The following is an 18,350-nucleotide window of genomic DNA, read 5'->3' as shown; positions in this document are numbered from 1 at the left end:
TAGCATTTACAGCTTTACGTGTTGCATATTTGTTTACATATTCCCCTGTTAAATAATATACTCAGAATCGAACATACTTTGAATAAGGAGCCATTATGAAAAAAGAAAATTTATTGTTTACCGCATGGGGCACTTCCTTCCTGGCGATGCTTGGAAGCTTATATTTTTCAGAAGTTATGAAATATGAGCCTTGCGAGCTGTGCTGGTATCAGCGAATATTTATGTACCCGATCGTTTTCATTCTTGGACTAGCGGTCATCAAAAAAGATGTGACTGCGGCGAAATACTCTTTATTGCTTTCTGTCATCGGAGGTAGTATTTCGATCTATCATTATGCGATTCAAAAAGTCAGCTTTTTGTCGGAAACTGCACCAGCCTGTGGCAGAGTTCCTTGTACCGGAATGTACATTAACGGGCTCGGATTCATTACAATCCCTTTTTTAGCATTGACAGCATTTATTATTATTTTCGTAACTAGTCTTATGATTATTAAAGGAAAGGACAACGCCTAACATGAAAAAAGTCATTATTTTTTCTTCTATTATTTTAATTCTTTTCGGAGGAATTGTTTTCCTAACGAAATCTCAACAAAAAGAAGCATCGAAGGACAACCCATATGGAAAGGATGATCTTCATCCAGAAACGGTTAAGCAATTAGACGACCCGAACTATCAAAATTTAATTATGCCAGACGAGTTAGAAAAGAAATTAGCCAATAATGAAGATGTGACCGTTTATTTCTTTAGTCCAACGTGTCATTACTGTGTACAGACCACTCCTATGTTAATGCCACTTGCTGACGAACAAGGTGTTGATATTCAACAATATAATGTCCTTGAATTTAAACAAGGCTGGGATGAATTTGCTTTTGAAGCAACCCCTACCTTGATCCATTTTGAAAACGGCAAAGAAAAAGCTCGTGTAACAGGCGGCGCCTCTGAAGAAATCTACACACAATTCTTCAAGGAAAATATTAAGTAAAAAAAAGGCTGTCTTCACTTGAATCTAGTGATAGACAGCCTTTCTATGTAAAATCTCATAGCTATGTTCACACGAGAAATTTATTACCGGGAGTAACATACATCATATTAAACATAGCATTTTTCTTTTCATGAAATTGACTAAGTAGGTACGGAAAATGAAGGTCGAACTCCTTCAAAATCTCAACATTTCGTTGGAAGATATCTTCATAATAGGAAGACAGTTGACTTGGCTCCTTTGCTTCAAGAATGACAATGATCGTCTGCAAGCTAGCGATCACCTTAAATGCATCGCGAAGAAGGTGAAAGGACTCAATATGTTTATCTGTTATATGAAGGATTCCTTGCTCATTCATGCGCTCAAGCTCCTCATCAGAGAAAAAACGTGGCAAAATTTGCTCTTTAATTTGCTGAACAAGTTCAATAATCTTCTCCTCTTGTTCTATCGTAGAGGCCATATAAATCATCATCAAATAACACCTACTTTACTACATCATTTTTCATCTCATTGATAGAATAACATATTACGACACGGTTCGTGGTGGTAATTTTGCGTAATTAACTATTTAAAATAAGGAGAGGGTTTTCATGTACGAAACAAACCGCAAAAGGTCGCTGTTTGAAGTGACGATTCCACCGAAATGGAGTGGAGAAACAGCGGATTCAATCTTAAGAAACATCTGGAAGCTTCCGAAAAAAATGATCCATGAATGGAGAATGAGCCAAGAGGTGCTTGTTGATGATGCAAAAGCAAATTGGCATACTCCCCTTGCTCCAGGGATGAAGCTACAAGTACCTTTTTTCGCAAAAGCGGAGAAGGATGTAGTAGCTAAAGCACGAGAAGTCGAAATTTTATTTGAAGATGATCATCTGTTAGTAGCGAATAAACCTGCTACGATGAAAACTCACCCAAATAACGAAGCAGAAACAGACACGCTATTAAATGCCGTTGCCTTTCATGTACAAGCGGCAGGTGAGCCATGCGACATTCGACACGTCCATCGCCTTGATGTGGGCACTTCAGGGGTTATTCTTTTTGCTAAACATACTGCTGCCTATGCTGTTCTTTCTCGTTTACTAGAAGAACGGCACATTAAACGTACATATCAAGCGGTAGCACATGGAGTGCTGTCACACTCCACTGGCACCATTAACAAGCCGATCGGGAAAGATAGGCATCATCCGACAAGAAAAAGAGTCTCTCCATCCGGTCAAGCAGCGCTCACTCATTATCAAGTACTGAAAAAAGATCCGAAAAAACAACTATCGCTCGTTCAATGTCAGCTTGATACGGGAAGAACCCATCAAATTCGTGTTCATTTCTCTGCTATTGGTCACCCGCTTGCTGGTGATCGTTTATATGGTGGAAAGCCGATCGTCCAACGTCAAGCACTTCACGCTTACGCCATTGACATCCCTCATCCGTTCACAAACGAAAAGATTTATTGTCAAGCAGATGTGCCTACTGATATCGCCCACCTGTTTCGAGGAAATGACTAACACTGAAATCATCGGAGCGAGTTTTCACAGCCCCGATGATTTTCTTTGATTTAAAAATCAAAATGATCCGGGTCTGCGCCAAATCGTTCGTTTTTATTTAAAGCATCTATTTGTTTCATGTCTTCTAGTGTAAGCTCAAAATCGAACAGATTCACATTCTCTTGAATCCGTTCTGGATGAACGGATTTAGGAATAATGATCGTCTGATGTTGTAAATGCCAGCGTAAAATAACTTGTGACACACTTTTTCCATGTTTTTTCGCTAATTGATTCAACACTGGTTCATCCGCCAAACGGTTACGTGCTAGTGGTGACCACGCTTCTATAGCGATGTTATTCTTCTGACAATAGTTTCGCAATGGTACTTGGCTTAAATAAGGATGTAGCTCTACTTGGTTAATCACCGGCTTTTCCACACTATCCATTAACAAATCTTCAAGATGATGAATGTGAAAATTACTAACTCCGATCGCTCGTACAACCCCTTCTTGATAAAGGCGCTCAAGCGCACGCCACGTTTCTTTATATTTTTCCTTCACTGGCCAATGCACTAAATATAAGTCAAGATAATCCATATCTAATTGCTTGAGCGACTGTTCAAAAGCTCGCAACGTTTCATCATATCCTTGATCACTATTCCAAACTTTAGATGTAATGAATAGCTCTTGACGATCGATGGAATGGTCTCGAACCGCTTTTCCTACCATATGCTCATTGTCGTAAAACGCTGCTGTATCAATTAAGCGATATCCTGTGTCAATCGCCGCCATCATCGCTGTATAAGCTTCTGCTTCATCCGTCATCTTATACACACCTAAACCTACATAAGGCATAGCTACACCATTATGCAAGGTAAAAGTATCTTGTAAGTTTTTTACTGGATTCATTTCTGACCCCTCCTTCTAACTTATTTTATCGATAAAAGGACGAGGTAGCGAATGAAACGTTTTATTTAACACATACTCCTTGACCTTTTATCCGTTTTTTATTAAGGTTTATAATGATTAGTACTTACGAAAAGTGTTTAAGAAACGTAATTATAGCTTTTAATTTTTTATTCACTCAACGAGGATAAACTAGGAGGAAGAAATATGTCAGACTTTTTCGAACTAGCTGCCAGTCGTCATTCGACAAAAATATATGACCCCGAAATTCGCATTTCAGAGGACGAATTAACTCAATTATTAAAAGTAGCTGGGCAGGCTCCTTCGGCGTGGAACTTACAACAGTGGAAGTTCTTAGTGTTCAATGAGAAGGAAATTCAACAACGCCTACTGCCGATTGCCTATAATCAACAGCAAATCGTGGATGCTTCTGCCGTTATTTGTATTCTTGGCGACTTAGAAGGAAATAAAAATATTGATCCCGTATTTGATCCTTCAGTCGCTGCTGGTGAAATGACACCAGAGCTAAAGGAAATTCTAGCTGGTCAAATTAATGGAGCGTATAACCGCTCCGACTATCCACGCGATGCCGCTATTTTAAACTCCTCTTTAGCAGCTATGCAATTTATGCTTGCGGCTAAAGCGGCGGGATGGGATACTTGTCCAATTGGCGGTTTTAACGCTAATGCCTTAGCATCAGAATTCCAAGTGTCTGATCGTTATTTACCAACGATGCTCATTACAATCGGTAAACCGTTAAAAGAAGCGCGCGCTACAGATCGCTTACCAATTGAGCAATTAATTACTTTTATAAAATAATAAAACAAGCCACTGAAAAGGTTTTTCAGCTTTTCAGTGGCTTGTTTTTTAAATTATTGTTGCAACTCAAGGTTAAAACGAATATTATATTAAGTGTGATTTTAAATGTTCGTATTTTGGAGGTTCCTCATGTTTAATTTACAGGAAAACGGAACGAGTGTAAAAAAAGAAGTCATTGCTGGAATTACAACCTTCTTCACAATGGTCTACATTATTGTCGTCAACCCAATGATCTTGCAATCTGCTGGTGTGCCATTTGAACAAGTGTTTACCGCTACGATTATTGCGACAATTATCGGAACATTATGGATGGGATTATTTGCGAATTACCCTATCGCCATCGCACCCGGTATGGGATTAAATGTGTACTTTACGATTTCAGTCGTCGGTGCTCATGACAACATTACATACGAAACGGCTTTCTCCGCTGTTTTTATCGCTGGATTACTTTTTATCGCTTTGTCACTTACTTCCTTCCGCGAAAAACTTATTGAAGCCATTCCGAGTAACTTAAAACACGGAATTACAGCGGGAATTGGTTTATTTATCGCTTTTATCGGCTTGCGCATGACAGGGTTGATTGCTGATCACCCGGATAATTTAGTGCAACTCGGAGACTTGCATAGTCCAAACGCGATTCTTGCTTTAATCGGACTTGCTGTGACGATTGTCTTGATGGTATTAAAAGTAAACGGTGCCTTATTCATCGGAATGGTAATTACAGGGACGATTGCTTATTTTACAGGTCAGCTTCAGTTTACTAATGAACTATTATCTATGCCGTCGCTTCCGGAAGGATTGATTATTAGCAATCCGATTACAGCGTTTAGCGATGTCTTCCAACATAGCTTGTATGCGGTGGTCTTTTCCTTTTTATTAGTCACGCTTTTCGATACGACAGGAACGATGATTGCGGTAGCTCAACAAGCTGGTTTAATGAAAGGAAATAAGATGCCGCGTGCCCGTCAAGCATTGCTTGCTGATTCCGTTGCCGCTTCTGCCGGAGCTGTCTTTGGAACAAGCCCAACAAGTGCTTACATTGAATCATCGACTGGAGTAGCTGCTGGAGGACGCACAGGTCTAACAGCTGTTGTCGTCGCTGTCTTATTTGGAATATCCGCCTTTTTCGGTCCGGTTGTTAGTGCCGTTTCTGGTCTATCAGCGATTACCGCTCCTGCTTTAATTATTGTTGGTTGCTTAATGATGGAAAGCGTTGCGAAAATTGATTGGCACAGTCTAGACGAAGCATTTCCAGCTTTCTTAATTGTCTTGAGCATGCCTCTCACATCTAGTATTGCGACAGGGATTGCCCTTGGATTTATTTCCTACCCACTGCTGAAAGTTGTGCAAGGAAAGTTCCGTCAAGTGCATCCGCTTGTATATATATTTGCTGTGCTGTTCTTTTATCAAATCGTATTTTTACCTCATTAATAAAAGCGAGGATGCCGATGCATCCTCGCTTTTTCACATTTGATTCGGTTTTTCCACTTCACGCTGTGGTTCGATATCGATTCCTTGCTCTAGCTTCTCTTTTTGCTCTAATGACAAATTTTCTTCCTCTTGTCTTTGTTCATCTTTTTTCATGATTCCACTCCTTCTATTACGTCTATCGCTAGTATAGCCAGTAACAAAAAGAAGTAATCGTCTACCGTTATGGAAGATCAATCAACATCAGTTGAACATTCTCCTCTGCTTCAATCGTTAATTTCGGCACATTCATGATTCGAGCAGAGTCTCTTTTGCTAAGCTGATATTGATCATTCAATTGAACATTTCCTTCAAGGACCATCAAAAACACTCGGCGACCAGCTCGTTGTTCAAAGTGAATCGTTTCACCTTTATCTATTTCTGACAAATAAATCGTTAAATCTTGATGAATATGAGCGACTTCATTGGACGACGGATTTTTAGTCACAACTGGAAAAAGTTGATTTTTAAGCTTCTGAAGATCGAACTGTGTCTGTTCATACGAAGGCGCCAATCCTGCTTCGTCTGGCATAAACCACATTTGCAATAAATTGACTCCTTCCTCCACCGACGGATTCATTTCTGAGTGATAAATCCCCGTTCCAGCCGACATTCGCTGGATTTCGCCATATGTCGTCACGGCTGAATGTCCCCCGCTGTCTTTATGCTCTAAATATCCTTTTAGCACAATTGACACAATCTCCATCTCTGAATGAGGGTGCATCCCGAAGCCTCTTTTTGGAGCCACCCAGTCATCATTAAGAACTCGCATTGGGCCAAATTGCATATTCGCTGGATCATAATACTCCGCAAAGGAAAAACTAAAATTTGATTTTAACCAGCCATGATTAGCTGTATATCTTGAACTAGCAGGATAAATCTCGATCATCATTCTCCATCCCCTTCCGAAAAATATCTTGAATTCGAGATAATTTTATAACATGGAGTGGTGATGGTCAAACTTTTTGATTTTCGTTAACGAAAAAAAGAGCTGAACCTCAAACATTCAGCCCTTTAAGGCACTATTCCTCCTTCGCAAAAAACTGTTTCATTGCATAAAAGACATCCGCTTTTTGCCGCAAAATATAATAGCGGAATTTTTCATTTTTAATGTTTTTATAGGAAGTCATTAACGTGCTACTGCGGTTATATTGATTCACCTCTCCATAACCGAATATATTCGCTTTTTCCATTAGCTCTTCGACAAGCTTGACACAGCGAGCATTGTCAGAAGACAGGTTGTCGCCATCCGAGAAGTGGAATGGATAAATATTATAACGACTCGGATCATATTTATCCTCGATTAACTCTAACGCTTTTCGATAAACGGAAGAGCAAATCGTTCCTCCACTTTCTCCCTTAGAGAAAAAATGCTCCTCATCGACAACTCTCGCTTCCGTATGATGAGCAATAAATTCAATTTCTACCGTTTCATACTTCGTTCGTAAAAAGCGAACCATCCAAAAAAAGAAGCTTCTCGCCATATATTTTTCCCATACGCCCATCGAACCACTTGTATCCATCATCGCTAATACGACAGCTCGCGAATCTGGCTTTTCAATTTCGTTCCATGTGCGAAATTTCAAGTCCTCCGGAAGAATCGGATGAAATTTCGGTTCACCAGTAAGAGCATTTCGTTTAAAGGCGCTCATTAATGTTTTCTTTTTGTCCACATTCCCCATCAAACCTGTTTTGCGAATGTCATTAAATTCTATATCTTCTACTGTAAACGGCGCTTGCTCTTTTTTCATCAAATTAGGAAGAGCTAACTCGTTGAAAAAGGCCTTCTCAAGCTCCATAAATGACACTTCTGCTTCATAGTAGTCTTGCCCTGCTTGATCCCCTGCTCCACTTCCTTTTCCCGGACCCTCTGAAGCGCTTCCATCACGAGCGACGACATCACCAATTTGACTATCGCCATCTCCCTGACCGACATGTTTGTTTTTGTCATAATTGTAGCGGATTTTGTATTCATCTAGCGATCGAATCGGAATCTTAATCATTTCTTCGCCATTGGACATAATAATACTTTCTTCTGTCACTAAGTCAGGAAGGTTTTTGCGAATCGCTTCCTGTACTTTATCCTTATGTCTCTGCTGATCATCATAACCTTTACGATGGAGAGACCAATTTTCCCGGGAAATATGATAATTGTCGCTCATCTTAAGTCTCCCTTCTCACAAATCAACTGCCTTTTGTTTAATTCTTTTCACCATAGGGTATGACTAATAGAAAAGAGGTGATCCTAATGAATACGAATGATAAAGACATGCAAGCTTTTAATGGCTCTATGGCCTCTGACTTGGATGAAATGAAGCTACTCGGTAAACAAATGGAACGCCAGCGTACGAATCAAGAACTGAAACAAAAGAAAAGACAGCCTGATCCCGTTCAGTTTAAACCACAGGATCAAGATGAGATCAAGTAACTAAATAAAAAGGAAAAAAGAGGGCGGCCAACGATGGCTGCCTCTTTCCTTTTCTACCTGTTTAACAGACTGCCAACATATCGTAAAAGCTCATTCGCTGATACCGAATTGTAACCATGATCATCAATTAAGCGTGCAACGACTTCATTGATTTTCTTCAGCTGTTGTTCATCCGGTGTTTTCGTCGAAGTCGTAATTTTCACGATGTCCTTTAAATCAGCAAATAGCTTCTTCTGGATTGCTTCACGTAGCCGATCATGGGAATGATAATCAAATCTCTTTCCTTTTCTAGCAAAGGCAGAAATCCGAATCAAAATTTCTTCACGGAACGCTTTTTTCGCATTTTCCGATATACCAATTTGCTCTTCAATGGAACGCATGAGCTTTTCATCTGGGCTAATCTCTTCCCCTGTTAATTGATCATGAAGCTTCGATTTATTACAATAGGCCTCTACATTGTCTAAATAATTATCCATTAACGTTTTGGCAGACTCTTCATACGAGTAAACAAATGCCTTCTGTACTTCTTTTTTCGCAATGCTGTCGTATTCTTTGCGAGCGACTGAGATGAAGTTTAAATACTTTTCCCGCAGCTCATTTGTAATCGATGGATGCTGATCCAGCCCTTCTTTCAACGATCGTAATACGTCAAGGGCATTAATCGATGGCACTTCCTTGCGAATGATCGTCGAAGAAATCCGGTTGATCACATATCGTGGATCAATACCGCTCATCCCTTCATCTTGGTACTCTTTTTTCAACTGCTCGACATCGGCCGTATTAAAGCCTTCAACGCTCTCTCCATCATACAGTCTCATTTTTTTAATCAGATCAATATCGCCACGCTTCGGCTCTTTCAATCTAGTTAAAATTGTAAACATCGCCGCTACCTTTAACGTATGAGGAGCAATATGCACATCCGCTACATCGCTCTCACGAATCATTTTCTCGTAAATTCGCTCCTCTTGAGATAGCTTTAAGTTGTAAGGGATCGGCATTACAATAATCCGTGAATGGAGCGCTTCATTCTTTTTATTAGAAATGAAGGAACGATACTCGGTTTCATTCGTGTGAGCGACGATCATTTCATCCGCGCTAATTAATGCAAATCGGCCTGCTTTAAAATTCCCCTCCTGTGTCAAAGAGAGCAAATGCCAAAGAAACTTCTCATCGCATTTCAACATCTCTTGGAATTCCATTAACCCCCGATTCGCTTTGTTCAGTTCGCCATCAAAACGATACGCTCTTGGATCTGATTCCGATCCATATTGGGCAATCGTCGAAAAGTCAATGCTGCCCGTTAAATCAGCGATATCTTGAGATTTAGGGTCTGATGGACTAAATGTCCCAACCCCAACCCGCTTATCCTCCGAGAAAAAGATTCTCTCAACGAGGACATCCTCAATCCGTCCACCATACTCTTCTTGCAATCTCATCGTATTCAATGGCGATAAGCTTCCTTCGACACGAATACCGAACTCTTGAAAGAAATCCTCTCTTAAATGCTTAGGAATGAGGTGCAAAGGATCTTCATGCATCGGACAGCCCTTAATAGCATACACGGCACCTCTATCTGTTCGCGAATAAGCTTCTAATCCTTTTTTCAGCATGGCAACTAATGTAGATTTCCCTCCACTAACAGGTCCCATTAATAATAAAATCCGTTTGCGCACATCGAGCCTTTTGGCCGCTGGATGGAAATATTCCTCTACAAGTCGCTCTAACGCTTCCTCTAATCCATACAATTCATTACTAAAAAAACTGTATCGTTTTTCGTCGTTTTCTTCTTCTACCCCTTGATCTTTAATCATATGAAAGACTCGTGAATGAGCGGATTGGGCAACCCATGGCTGTTCTCTGATAATATTTAAATATTCTTCAAAAGTGCCTTCCCACTTTAGCTGCTCTTCTTCTTCCCGATATTGTTCAATCTTCTTTAAAATATCCATATTGACCCCCCGTTTAGTATGATTAGAGAACGATTAATAAAGCTTATGCTCGTACAGGCTTGAACATGCTAAGGAAAAGGCTTATAGATGGATATCAATGAATTGTGGAAAAGTTCAGTTTTCATCAGCTACAGTTTGAGATATAATAAAGATACTATATGTGAAATCACTGATTGAAAGGGGGACATAACGATGAGACTATTACTAATCTTAGGTGTGATCGGAGCTTTCCTTAGTGCAATCTTTGCTGCTGGATACAATGACAAACCAGGCGTAAAATAAAAAAAGCATTGCAGTTCAGTCTGCAATGCTTTTTTTATTGCTGTATTAAACAATGGATGACCTTTATTTCAAATGTAAGAATTGTTGCTGACGCAGAGCTTCGTAGACAAGGATCGCGGCTGTATTCGATAAATTAAGTGAGCGAACATTGTCATTCATTGGAATACGCAACGTACGTTCTTTATTAGCCTCAATTACATCTTTCGGCAAACCTGTTGTCTCTTTTCCAAAAATGAAAAAGTGATCTTTTTCCTGATTGCTATAGTCAAACGCAGCATGGTCTTTTTCACCAAACTTCGTTAAATAATAAAACTCACCCTCTGGATGTTTTTCAAAAAATTCTTCTAACGAATCATAATAAACAACGTTTACAAACTGCCAATAATCAAGTCCGGCTCTTCTAAGCATTTTATCATCTGTAGAAAATCCAAGCGGTCGGATTAGATGAAGCGTTGTATCAGTAGCTGCACAAGTTCTTGCGATGTTACCTGTGTTCGCTGGAATTTCAGGCTGGTATAGCACAACATTAATAGACAAAATTCTTCAACTCCTATATAAAACTGTAACCAATATCTTATTATACCACTGATTGATCAATTATTAACTGTGATCATCTTGAATCCTCATAAATTTATATTGAATATTTTCGGTATAAGCGGTTGAATCTTCATAACTCCAATAACGCATGCGACTGTTCGCTGTATGTGCATTGACAAGCGGCATCCCTTGACGGTCTTGAGCTGTCACAAATACGGTATGGTCAAACCGCCCATCCCCTTGAAAATCAATACAAATGACATCACCAGGCTGAAGCTGATCTGCGCTACTGACTTCCGTTGCCCTTAAACCGATTTGAGATGAAGGTAAAAACCAGCGGAGCGCATGAGCGACAGACCAGCTATAGCTCCAGCTTTTTCCGCTAACCCACCATCCCTTATTTTTATGAGGATGCCCTCGCATCGGAGAACCTCCTGCTCGTAAACATTGGGAAATATAATTGGTGCAGTCTACAGAGAATTTAGGATAAGCTGGATTATAACTATTCCACCAACGCTCTGCATATTGCACCGCCTGCATTCGATCATAGCGAAAGCCCTTCCTCTCCTCCTCATACCGATCACCCGGCACTAACGTATCCATAGGGACCACTTCAGAAAGAAAGGCCTGCTCTCGGTCGTCTACAATCTCCTGCTTATATTTCGCCGCTACTCGATGCTCCAACTCTTCTTCAAGATATACATAATCTTTTTGCCTCATTAAATATTTCAAATGAACTTTATAATGAATTTCATCTTGATCTTCAAACAGCACCTTTACAGCCGCTTTCGCTTTTAATAGCTGACACTGCCTCGCCTGTAACAACTGCTTCTTTCTCAAAACCTTTTCATCCACACAAGCAATATCATCGTCTAAAAGCTGATGCAGACGCTGCTCTAACTTTTGTTGAAGCTGTTGATACATAAATGGCGCCTCCCTTTTTCAAGCACGTTATCCGCTTTTATTATTATCATATGCATGAAAGAGGGACGACTATTATTGATTTAATGAAGCTAAGCCTTGATCAATTTCCTTTATTACTTCTGGCTCTATTTCTTTTTCTTTTGCTTGTACAAGCGCTTCTTTCGCCTCCGGGCCTCCTATTCTTGCCATAGCCCAAGCCGCTGTTCCACGCATCACCGGACGTACATCCTTTGTCAATACATCAATTAAAGTCGGCAAGGCAGATGCTTCTTTAAAATGGGCTAAAGCAATCATCGCATTTCGCTGGATCGGCTTTTTCCCTCGCCACGAACCAGACATATAACCGAAGCGCTCTTTAAATTCTTTATTACTTATTTGAAGTAAAGGCTCTAAAAGCGGCTTCACCTCTTCCCCCGCAGGCTCCATTTCCTCATGAAAGTGAAAATCCATTCCTTTATTTGCTGGACAAACGGTCTGACACGTATCACAACCATATAAACGATTCCCTAAATGATCGCGAAACTCCTCTGGCAAAAAATCCTTCGTTTGCGTTAAAAAAGCGATGCAACGATTGGAATTCAACTGTCCTCCCTGCACTAATGCCCCCGTCGGACAAGCATCTATACATTTCGTGCAAGTGCCACAGCGATCTTCTATTGGCTGATCCGGCTCAAATGGTAAGTTCGTAATCATCTCTCCTAAATATACATACGAACCAAACTCAGGCGTAATAATGGAACAATTTTTCCCGCTCCAACCGATCCCTGCCCGTTCAGCCACCGCCCGATCCGCTAGTTCTCCCGTATCGACCATTGAACGAAAACGAGCTTCCGGCACTTTAGAGCGGATGAAAGTTTCTAATTGACTGAGACGATCCCGAAGAACGTTATGATAATCCTCTCCCCAAGAAGCCCGGCAAAATATGCCCCGTCTTTCTCCTCGCTTCCCTTTTACCACTTCCTTCATTTTAGAAGGATACGCTAACGCAATCGCAATAATCGAACGAGGCTGATCAAAAATTTTCGCAGGGTCCACCCGCTTTTCAATATCCTTCTCCTCAAACCCAGAGGCATAATTTAACTCCTGCTGACGGATAAGTCGATCCTTTAACTCGACAAATGGCGCAGCAGAAGCAAACCCAATTTTATCTATCCCGATCTCTCGGCTATAAGCAATAATCTCTTGCTTTAACACATCGTAATTCATTGTTCTTCTCCTTTCAGAGAACGATTCATTTGCTAAGGCATTATTCCACACAACAGTAAAAAACGCAATGTTTTATTCTAAAGAACAAAACATTGCGTTAATAGCAATATGTATGGAGCGGGTGATGAGAATCGAACTCACGACATCAGCTTGGAAGGCTGAGGTTTTACCATTAAACTACACCCGCATCAAAGCTTATTTCTCTTGACTGAACATTTAATATTCTACATTAAAAACCATTTAAGGTCAATAGTTTTTTTAATTTAAATGAGATTTAAAAATAAAAAAAACCTGCCTTTGCAGGTAAGCAAAGCCTATATCGTGTCTACTTTTTTAGCTTTAAGAAATTTGAAGTAGGTTATAATAGCGGACACGAATGAAAACAAAGCAATTATTTTTAATACACGAAAAGGATTCACCCCTATTTGAGAACCAAAAATGCCAGGTATACTTGCACCAGTTAGTAGTAAAGAAACGACCCCTAAAGCAATGAAGCCACAAATATAAATCTTTGCTTTTTTTAGATTCATTTTTTACACCTCCTTTTATCATGTATACGATTAAATTCCTGAAATATACTCCATTTATCATTCCTCTTACAATCTACTTATTATGATTCATATAACTTTATATTCACACAAAAACCGCTCAGTGCCTGGATATTTCTCACCTAAGCTCGTTATCTCAAATCCATATTTCCGATAAAACTCCACTGCATCTTTATCTGTTTCAGCAAAAATAAAACTTAACGAGTATGTATCACAAATATACTTAATCATTTTACTTCCAATCATCTTCCCTCTTTTATTTGGAAATACCGCAATATGTTTTATTTCGCACTTATTCGAACAAACAAACTCAATCCCGATACAACCAACCATTAATCCTTCCAACTCAAACGTATATAACTTTCGATTTAACGACTGTATGTATGTTTCATACTCTCGACTAATTTTTTCTCTCGAAGTTGCATAAGATAAAAGCACATTTATTATTGGATCAATGTTCTTAAATATAATCTCTTTCATCACTACACACCTTTCATTTATGTTTTTAATACCCTAGATCTTCACACACCTAAAAAATACTATACCACCTTTAATAAGTTTGAGAGCATCCTCAAAACAGAAGATTCGTCAAAGTAATACCTTTATACATGTCTATAAAGACTCTCAATGTAGAACTTCATCATTATGAGCAAAAAAGACACCTACTAACGATAGTAGATGTCTTTAAATGCCGTTATATCAACGTTTTATAATACCGGTGGTCGGGGTCGAACCGACACTCCTCACGGAACACGATTTTGAGTCGTGCGCGTCTGCCAATTCCGCCACACCGGCAAATTATGGAGGCGGCAACCGGATTTGAACCGGTGGTGAAGGTTTTGCAGACCTCTGCCTTACCACTTGGCTATGCCGCCATAAAGATGTACTGGAGCGGAAGACGGGATTCGAACCCGCGACCCCCACCTTGGCAAGGTGGTGTTCTACCACTGAACTACTTCCGCAAACTGGGCTAGAAGGATTCGAACCTTCGCGTGACGGAATCAAAATCCGCTGCCTTACCGCTTGGCTATAGCCCATTAATTAAATATGGGGCGACCGAGGGGAATCGAACCCCCGAATGTCGGAACCACAATCCGATGCGTTAACCACTTCGCCACGATCGCCATAATTTTTATGAATTTTACTTGGCAGGGGCAGTAGGAATCGAACCCACACTGGAGGTTTTGGAGACCTCTGTTCTACCGTTAAACTATGCCCCTATAAAACTGGTGGAGGGGGACGGATTCGAACCGCCGAACCCTGAGGGAGCGGATTTACAGTCCGCCGCGTTTAGCCACTTCGCTACCCCTCCATATATTAAAAAGTGGTGCCGGCGAGAGGACTTGAACCCCCAACCTACTGATTACAAGTCAGTTGCTCTACCAATTGAGCTACACCGGCAATAAAGGTGGCTCAGGACGGAATCGAACCGCCGACACATGGATTTTCAGTCCATTGCTCTACCAACTGAGCTACTGAGCCAAGATTATTATATAAATGGCGGTCCGGACGGGACTCGAACCCGCGACCTCCTGCGTGACAGGCAGGCATTCTAACCAACTGAACTACCGGACCATTTATTGCGGGGACAGGATTTGAACCTGCGACCTTCGGGTTATGAGCCCGACGAGCTACCAGACTGCTCCACCCCGCGACGATACTAATTTATTAATGGTGGAGGATGACGGGATCGAACCGCCGACCCCCTGCTTGTAAGGCAGGTGCTCTCCCAGCTGAGCTAATCCTCCATATGGTGACCCGTACGGGATTCGAACCCGTGTTACCGCCGTGAAAGGGCGGTGTCTTAACCGCTTGACCAACGGGCCTATTTTTATTATGTATAAATGGCGGAGAGCAAGGGATTTGAACCCTTGAGGCAGCGTTAACCGCCTACACGATTTCCAATCGTGCTCCTTCGGCCACTCGGACAGCTCTCCTAAATGGCTCCGCAGGTAAGATTCGAACTTACGACCGATCGGTTAACAGCCGATTGCTCTACCACTGAGCTACTGCGGAATATCCGCCTGGCAACGTCCTACTCTCACAGGGGGAAACCCCCAACTACCATCGGCGCTGAAGAGCTTAACTTCCGTGTTCGGTATGGGAACGGGTGTGACCTCTTCGCTATCGCCACCAGACTTTTCAAGACATTTATTATTATAACATAATAATGATCTTTTGCAAGAACTTTTTTGTTCTTTCAAAACTGGATAATAAGTATTGTAACCTTGCAAATCGCCTAGGAAAAGTCCTCGATCGATTAGTATTCGTCAGCTCCACGTGTCGCCACGCTTCCACCTCGAACCTATCTACCTGATCATCTTTCAGGGATCTTACTAGCTTGCGCTATGGGAAATCTCATCTTGAGGGGGGCTTCATGCTTAGATGCTTTCAGCACTTATCCCGTCCGCACATAGCTACCCAGCGATGCCTTTGGCAAGACAACTGGTACACCAGCGGTGCGTCCATCCCGGTCCTCTCGTACTAAGGACAGCTCCTCTCAAATTTCCTGCGCCCGCGACGGATAGGGACCGAACTGTCTCACGACGTTCTGAACCCAGCTCGCGTACCGCTTTAATGGGCGAACAGCCCAACCCTTGGGACCGACTACAGCCCCAGGATGCGATGAGCCGACATCGAGGTGCCAAACCTCCCCGTCGATGTGGACTCTTGGGGGAGATAAGCCTGTTATCCCCGGGGTAGCTTTTATCCGTTGAGCGATGGCCCTTCCATGCGGAACCACCGGATCACTAAGCCCGACTTTCGTCCCTGCTCGACTTGTAGGTCTCGCAGTCAAGCTCCCTTGTGCCTTTACACTCTGCGAATGATTTCCAACCATTCTGAGGGAACCTTTGGGCGCCTCCGTTACTTTTTAGGAGGCGACCGCCCCAGTCAAACTGCCCACCTGACACTGTCTCCCACCCCGATCAGGGGTGCGGGTTAGAAGTTCAACACAGCCAGGGTAGTATCCCACCAACGCCTCCACGTAAGCTGGCGCTCACGCTTCAAAGGCTCCTACCTATCCTGTACAAGCTGTGCCAAAATTCAATATCAGGCTACAGTAAAGCTCCACGGGGTCTTTCCGTCCTGTCGCGGGTAACCTGCATCTTCACAGGTACTATAATTTCACCGAGTCTCTCGTTGAGACAGTGCCCAGATCGTTACGCCTTTCGTGCGGGTCGGAACTTACCCGACAAGGAATTTCGCTACCTTAGGACCGTTATAGTTACGGCCGCCGTTTACTGGGGCTTCGGTTCACACCTTCGCTTACGCTAAGCGCTCCCCTTAACCTTCCAGCACCGGGCAGGCGTCAGCCCCTATACTTCGCCTTGCGGCTTCGCAGAGACCTGTGTTTTTGCTAAACAGTCGCCTGGGCCTATTCACTGCGGCTCCTCGGGGCTATTCACCCCAAAGAGCACCCCTTCTCCCGAAGTTACGGGGTCATTTTGCCGAGTTCCTTAACGAGAGTTCACTCGCTCACCTTAGGATTCTCTCCTCGCCTACCTGTGTCGGTTTGCGGTACGGGCACCTTTTACCTCGCTAGAGGCTTTTCTTGGCAGTGTGGAATCAGGAACTTCGGTACTATATTTCCCTCGCCGTCACAGCTCCGCCTTGATGATGACGGGATTTGCCTCGTCATCGGCCTAACTGCTTGGACGCGCATTTCCATTCGCGCGCTTACCCTATCCTCCTGCGTCCCCCCATTGCTCAAATGGTAAATAGGTGGTACAGGAATATCAACCTGTTATCCATCGCCTACGCCTTTCGGCCTCGGCTTAGGTCCCGACTAACCCTGAGAGGACGAGCCTTCCTCAGGAAACCTTAGGCATTCGGTGGAAGGGATTCTCACCCTTCTTTCGCTACTCATACCGGCATTCTCACTTCTAAGCGCTCCACCAGTCCTTACGGTCTAGCTTCACAGCCCTTAGAACGCTCTCCTACCACTGACATCAAAGATGTCAATCCACAGCTTCGGTGATACGTTTAGCCCCGGTACATTTTCGGCGCAGAGTCACTCGACCAGTGAGCTATTACGCACTCTTTAAATGGTGGCTGCTTCTAAGCCAACATCCTGGTTGTCTAAGCAACTCCACATCCTTTTCCACTTAACGTATACTTTGGGACCTTAGCTGGTGGTCTGGGCTGTTTCCCTCTTGACTACGGATCTTATCACTCGCAGTCTGACTCCCAAGGATAAGTTTTTGGCATTCGGAGTTTGTCTGAATTCGGTAACCCGATGGGGGCCCCTAGTCCAAACAGTGCTCTACCTCCAAAACTCTTCCCTTGAGGCTAGCCCTAAAGCTATTTCGGAGAGAACCAGCTATCTCCAGGTTCGATTGGAATTTCACCGCTACCCACACCTCATCCCCGCACTTTTCAACGTACGTGGGTTCGGGCCTCCAGTAAGTGTTACCTTACCTTCACCCTGGACATGGGTAGATCACCTGGTTTCGGGTCTACGACCTCATACTCATTCGCCCTATTCAGACTCGCTTTCGCTGCGGCTCCGTCTTTCTGACTTAACCTTGCATGAAATCGTAACTCGCCGGTTCATTCTACAAAAGGCACGCTATCACCCATTAACGGGCTCTAACTACTTGTAGGCACACGGTTTCAGGATCTTTTTCACTCCCCTTCCGGGGTGCTTTTCACCTTTCCCTCACGGTACTGGTTCACTATCGGTCACTAGGGAGTATTTAGCCTTGGGAGATGGTCCTCCCGGATTCCGACGGAATTTCACGTGTTCCGCCGTACTCAGGATCCACTCTGGAGAGAACGAAATTTCGGTTACAGGATTGTTACCTTCTCTGATGGGCCTTTCCAGA

17 protein-coding genes, 16 tRNA genes and 2 rRNA genes (1 of these 35 cut by a window edge) are annotated in these 18,350 nt (G+C 42.5%); 6 read left to right on the top strand and 29 right to left on the bottom strand.

What is annotated here, in order from left to right; genetic code table 11:
• Nucleotides 1–95: 95 nt before the first annotated feature.
• Both ACSVDJ_RS04745 and ACSVDJ_RS04740 read left to right on the top strand, forming a co-directional pair.
• The gene (locus ACSVDJ_RS04745) at nucleotides 96–512 is read left to right on the top strand and encodes a disulfide formation protein C (RefSeq protein WP_439169722.1); all 417 of its coding nucleotides are present in this window, start codon (nucleotides 96–98) and stop codon (nucleotides 510–512) included.
• A gap of 1 nt (nucleotide 513) precedes the next feature.
• Nucleotides 514–981 (top strand): thioredoxin family protein, encoded by a 468-nt coding sequence (locus ACSVDJ_RS04740; protein WP_439169724.1) that lies wholly within the window; start codon nucleotides 514–516, stop codon nucleotides 979–981.
• A gap of 67 nt (nucleotides 982–1,048) precedes the next feature.
• Here the strand turns inward: ACSVDJ_RS04740 and ACSVDJ_RS04735 are convergent, their stop codons facing one another.
• Nucleotides 1,049–1,450 (bottom strand): DUF5365 family protein, encoded by a 402-nt coding sequence (locus tag ACSVDJ_RS04735; RefSeq protein WP_439169726.1) that lies wholly within the window; start codon nucleotides 1,448–1,450, stop codon nucleotides 1,049–1,051.
• A 118-nt stretch (nucleotides 1,451–1,568) separates the two neighbouring features.
• On the opposite strand from ACSVDJ_RS04735, the gene ACSVDJ_RS04730 reads away from it, so the two are divergent.
• Entirely contained in the window at nucleotides 1,569–2,480 is a 912-nt protein-coding gene (locus ACSVDJ_RS04730) for an RluA family pseudouridine synthase (protein WP_439169728.1), read from the top strand.
• A 50-nt stretch (nucleotides 2,481–2,530) separates the two neighbouring features.
• Here the strand turns inward: ACSVDJ_RS04730 and ACSVDJ_RS04725 are convergent, their stop codons facing one another.
• On the bottom strand, nucleotides 2,531–3,367 hold the full coding sequence (locus ACSVDJ_RS04725) for an aldo/keto reductase (RefSeq protein ID WP_439169730.1): 837 nt from the start codon (nucleotides 3,365–3,367) through the stop codon (nucleotides 2,531–2,533).
• Nucleotides 3,368–3,571: 204 nt separating this feature from the next.
• Here ACSVDJ_RS04725 and ACSVDJ_RS04720 point away from each other — a divergent pair, with 204 nt between their 5' ends.
• Both ACSVDJ_RS04720 and ACSVDJ_RS04715 read left to right on the top strand, forming a co-directional pair.
• Entirely contained in the window at nucleotides 3,572–4,183 is a 612-nt protein-coding gene (locus ACSVDJ_RS04720; RefSeq protein ID WP_439169732.1) for a nitroreductase family protein, read from the top strand.
• Nucleotides 4,184–4,312: 129 nt separating this feature from the next.
• Nucleotides 4,313–5,614 carry an NCS2 family permease gene (locus tag ACSVDJ_RS04715; protein ID WP_439169733.1) on the top strand — a complete coding sequence of 434 codons (1,302 nt, stop codon included), beginning with the start codon at nucleotides 4,313–4,315 and terminating at the stop codon, nucleotides 5,612–5,614.
• A gap of 33 nt (nucleotides 5,615–5,647) precedes the next feature.
• On the opposite strand, the gene ACSVDJ_RS04710 is transcribed toward ACSVDJ_RS04715, so the two are convergent.
• From ACSVDJ_RS04710 to yhbH, 3 genes are all read right to left on the bottom strand, one after another.
• Nucleotides 5,648–5,767 (bottom strand): 3-methyladenine DNA glycosylase, encoded by a 120-nt coding sequence (locus ACSVDJ_RS04710; protein WP_095479932.1) that lies wholly within the window; start codon nucleotides 5,765–5,767, stop codon nucleotides 5,648–5,650.
• A 67-nt stretch (nucleotides 5,768–5,834) separates the two neighbouring features.
• Nucleotides 5,835–6,539 (bottom strand): pirin family protein, encoded by a 705-nt coding sequence (locus ACSVDJ_RS04705; RefSeq protein ID WP_439169768.1) that lies wholly within the window; start codon nucleotides 6,537–6,539, stop codon nucleotides 5,835–5,837.
• 133 nt (nucleotides 6,540–6,672) lie between these two features.
• Nucleotides 6,673–7,812: a sporulation protein YhbH gene (gene yhbH, locus ACSVDJ_RS04700; RefSeq protein ID WP_439169735.1), complete on the bottom strand. Its 1,140-nt coding sequence runs from the start codon at nucleotides 7,810–7,812 to the stop codon at nucleotides 6,673–6,675.
• 86 nt (nucleotides 7,813–7,898) lie between these two features.
• On the opposite strand from yhbH, the gene ACSVDJ_RS04695 reads away from it, so the two are divergent.
• On the top strand, nucleotides 7,899–8,078 hold the full coding sequence (locus tag ACSVDJ_RS04695) for a hypothetical protein (RefSeq protein WP_439169736.1): 180 nt from the start codon (nucleotides 7,899–7,901) through the stop codon (nucleotides 8,076–8,078).
• A gap of 53 nt (nucleotides 8,079–8,131) precedes the next feature.
• Here the strand turns inward: ACSVDJ_RS04695 and prkA are convergent, their stop codons facing one another.
• The 24 genes from prkA to ACSVDJ_RS04575 form a co-directional block, all read right to left on the bottom strand.
• The gene (prkA, locus tag ACSVDJ_RS04690) at nucleotides 8,132–10,027 is read right to left on the bottom strand and encodes an ATP-dependent protease PrkA (RefSeq protein ID WP_439169737.1); all 1,896 of its coding nucleotides are present in this window, start codon (nucleotides 10,025–10,027) and stop codon (nucleotides 8,132–8,134) included.
• A gap of 345 nt (nucleotides 10,028–10,372) precedes the next feature.
• Complete coding sequence (gene trmL / locus ACSVDJ_RS04685; RefSeq protein ID WP_439169738.1) at nucleotides 10,373–10,846, bottom strand: tRNA (uridine(34)/cytosine(34)/5-carboxymethylaminomethyluridine(34)-2'-O)-methyltransferase TrmL; 474 nt, start codon at nucleotides 10,844–10,846, stop codon at nucleotides 10,373–10,375.
• Between the two features lie 63 nt (nucleotides 10,847–10,909).
• Nucleotides 10,910–11,770: an amidase domain-containing protein gene (locus ACSVDJ_RS04680; RefSeq protein WP_439169739.1), complete on the bottom strand. Its 861-nt coding sequence runs from the start codon at nucleotides 11,768–11,770 to the stop codon at nucleotides 10,910–10,912.
• A 72-nt stretch (nucleotides 11,771–11,842) separates the two neighbouring features.
• Nucleotides 11,843–12,976 (bottom strand): tRNA epoxyqueuosine(34) reductase QueG, encoded by a 1,134-nt coding sequence (gene queG, locus ACSVDJ_RS04675; protein WP_439169740.1) that lies wholly within the window; start codon nucleotides 12,974–12,976, stop codon nucleotides 11,843–11,845.
• Between the two features lie 113 nt (nucleotides 12,977–13,089).
• Nucleotides 13,090–13,163, bottom strand: a tRNA-Gly gene (locus ACSVDJ_RS04670).
• A 127-nt stretch (nucleotides 13,164–13,290) separates the two neighbouring features.
• Nucleotides 13,291–13,506 (bottom strand): hypothetical protein, encoded by a 216-nt coding sequence (locus tag ACSVDJ_RS04665; RefSeq protein ID WP_439169741.1) that lies wholly within the window; start codon nucleotides 13,504–13,506, stop codon nucleotides 13,291–13,293.
• 87 nt (nucleotides 13,507–13,593) lie between these two features.
• Nucleotides 13,594–14,004, bottom strand: a complete 411-nt coding sequence (locus ACSVDJ_RS04660; RefSeq protein ID WP_439169742.1) for a GNAT family N-acetyltransferase — start codon at nucleotides 14,002–14,004, stop codon at nucleotides 13,594–13,596.
• Nucleotides 14,005–14,237: 233 nt separating this feature from the next.
• A tRNA-Leu gene (locus tag ACSVDJ_RS04655) sits at nucleotides 14,238–14,319 on the bottom strand.
• 6 nt (nucleotides 14,320–14,325) lie between these two features.
• Nucleotides 14,326–14,399, bottom strand: a tRNA-Cys gene (locus ACSVDJ_RS04650).
• 12 nt (nucleotides 14,400–14,411) lie between these two features.
• Nucleotides 14,412–14,486, bottom strand: a tRNA-Gly gene (locus ACSVDJ_RS04645).
• 3 nt (nucleotides 14,487–14,489) lie between these two features.
• Nucleotides 14,490–14,561: transfer RNA gene (locus ACSVDJ_RS04640), tRNA-Gln, on the bottom strand.
• Between the two features lie 11 nt (nucleotides 14,562–14,572).
• Nucleotides 14,573–14,648, bottom strand: a tRNA-His gene (locus ACSVDJ_RS04635).
• Nucleotides 14,649–14,670: 22 nt separating this feature from the next.
• Nucleotides 14,671–14,744, bottom strand: a tRNA-Trp gene (locus tag ACSVDJ_RS04630).
• A 7-nt stretch (nucleotides 14,745–14,751) separates the two neighbouring features.
• Nucleotides 14,752–14,836: transfer RNA gene (locus tag ACSVDJ_RS04625), tRNA-Tyr, on the bottom strand.
• A gap of 13 nt (nucleotides 14,837–14,849) precedes the next feature.
• Nucleotides 14,850–14,925: transfer RNA gene (locus ACSVDJ_RS04620), tRNA-Thr, on the bottom strand.
• An 8-nt stretch (nucleotides 14,926–14,933) separates the two neighbouring features.
• Nucleotides 14,934–15,006, bottom strand: a tRNA-Phe gene (locus ACSVDJ_RS04615).
• A 16-nt stretch (nucleotides 15,007–15,022) separates the two neighbouring features.
• Nucleotides 15,023–15,099: transfer RNA gene (locus ACSVDJ_RS04610), tRNA-Asp, on the bottom strand.
• A 5-nt stretch (nucleotides 15,100–15,104) separates the two neighbouring features.
• A tRNA-Met gene (locus tag ACSVDJ_RS04605) sits at nucleotides 15,105–15,178 on the bottom strand.
• Nucleotides 15,179–15,196: 18 nt separating this feature from the next.
• Nucleotides 15,197–15,272 (bottom strand) — tRNA-Val (locus tag ACSVDJ_RS04600).
• A 3-nt stretch (nucleotides 15,273–15,275) separates the two neighbouring features.
• Nucleotides 15,276–15,350, bottom strand: a tRNA-Glu gene (locus ACSVDJ_RS04595).
• A 19-nt stretch (nucleotides 15,351–15,369) separates the two neighbouring features.
• Nucleotides 15,370–15,461, bottom strand: a tRNA-Ser gene (locus ACSVDJ_RS04590).
• A gap of 4 nt (nucleotides 15,462–15,465) precedes the next feature.
• Nucleotides 15,466–15,540, bottom strand: a tRNA-Asn gene (locus ACSVDJ_RS04585).
• A 6-nt stretch (nucleotides 15,541–15,546) separates the two neighbouring features.
• Nucleotides 15,547–15,662, bottom strand: a 5S ribosomal RNA gene (gene rrf / locus ACSVDJ_RS04580).
• A 102-nt stretch (nucleotides 15,663–15,764) separates the two neighbouring features.
• Nucleotides 15,765–18,350, bottom strand: a 23S ribosomal RNA gene (locus ACSVDJ_RS04575) (it continues 347 nt past the right edge of the window).

Source organism: Bacillus sp. Hm123 (genome assembly GCF_051842975.2).
Classification (GTDB): domain Bacteria; phylum Bacillota; class Bacilli; order Bacillales; family Domibacillaceae; genus Bacillus_CE.
The sequence above is the reverse complement of the archived record's forward strand: the minus strand, read 5'-3'. Positions and strand labels throughout refer to the sequence as shown.

Bases quoted from the DNA above. Each gene is read 5' to 3' on its own strand.
- ACSVDJ_RS04745 (WP_439169722.1), top strand. From the start codon at position 96: ATGAAAAAAGAAAATTTATTGTTTACCGCATGGGGCACTTCCTTCCTG.
- ACSVDJ_RS04740 (WP_439169724.1), top strand. From the start codon at position 514: ATGAAAAAAGTCATTATTTTTTCTTCTATTATTTTAATTCTTTTCGGA.
- ACSVDJ_RS04735 (WP_439169726.1), bottom strand. From the start codon at position 1,450: ATGATGATTTATATGGCCTCTACGATAGAACAAGAGGAGAAGATTATT.
- ACSVDJ_RS04730 (WP_439169728.1), top strand. From the start codon at position 1,569: ATGTACGAAACAAACCGCAAAAGGTCGCTGTTTGAAGTGACGATTCCA.
- ACSVDJ_RS04725 (WP_439169730.1), bottom strand. From the start codon at position 3,367: ATGAATCCAGTAAAAAACTTACAAGATACTTTTACCTTGCATAATGGT.
- ACSVDJ_RS04720 (WP_439169732.1), top strand. From the start codon at position 3,572: ATGTCAGACTTTTTCGAACTAGCTGCCAGTCGTCATTCGACAAAAATA.
- ACSVDJ_RS04715 (WP_439169733.1), top strand. From the start codon at position 4,313: ATGTTTAATTTACAGGAAAACGGAACGAGTGTAAAAAAAGAAGTCATT.
- ACSVDJ_RS04710 (WP_095479932.1), bottom strand. From the start codon at position 5,767: ATGAAAAAAGATGAACAAAGACAAGAGGAAGAAAATTTGTCATTAGAG.
- ACSVDJ_RS04705 (WP_439169768.1), bottom strand. From the start codon at position 6,539: ATGATCGAGATTTATCCTGCTAGTTCAAGATATACAGCTAATCATGGC.
- yhbH (WP_439169735.1), bottom strand. From the start codon at position 7,812: ATGAGCGACAATTATCATATTTCCCGGGAAAATTGGTCTCTCCATCGT.
- ACSVDJ_RS04695 (WP_439169736.1), top strand. From the start codon at position 7,899: ATGAATACGAATGATAAAGACATGCAAGCTTTTAATGGCTCTATGGCC.
- prkA (WP_439169737.1), bottom strand. From the start codon at position 10,027: ATGGATATTTTAAAGAAGATTGAACAATATCGGGAAGAAGAAGAGCAG.
- ACSVDJ_RS04680 (WP_439169739.1), bottom strand. From the start codon at position 11,770: ATGTATCAACAGCTTCAACAAAAGTTAGAGCAGCGTCTGCATCAGCTT.
- queG (WP_439169740.1), bottom strand. From the start codon at position 12,976: ATGAATTACGATGTGTTAAAGCAAGAGATTATTGCTTATAGCCGAGAG.
- ACSVDJ_RS04665 (WP_439169741.1), bottom strand. From the start codon at position 13,506: ATGAATCTAAAAAAAGCAAAGATTTATATTTGTGGCTTCATTGCTTTA.
- ACSVDJ_RS04660 (WP_439169742.1), bottom strand. From the start codon at position 14,004: ATGAAAGAGATTATATTTAAGAACATTGATCCAATAATAAATGTGCTT.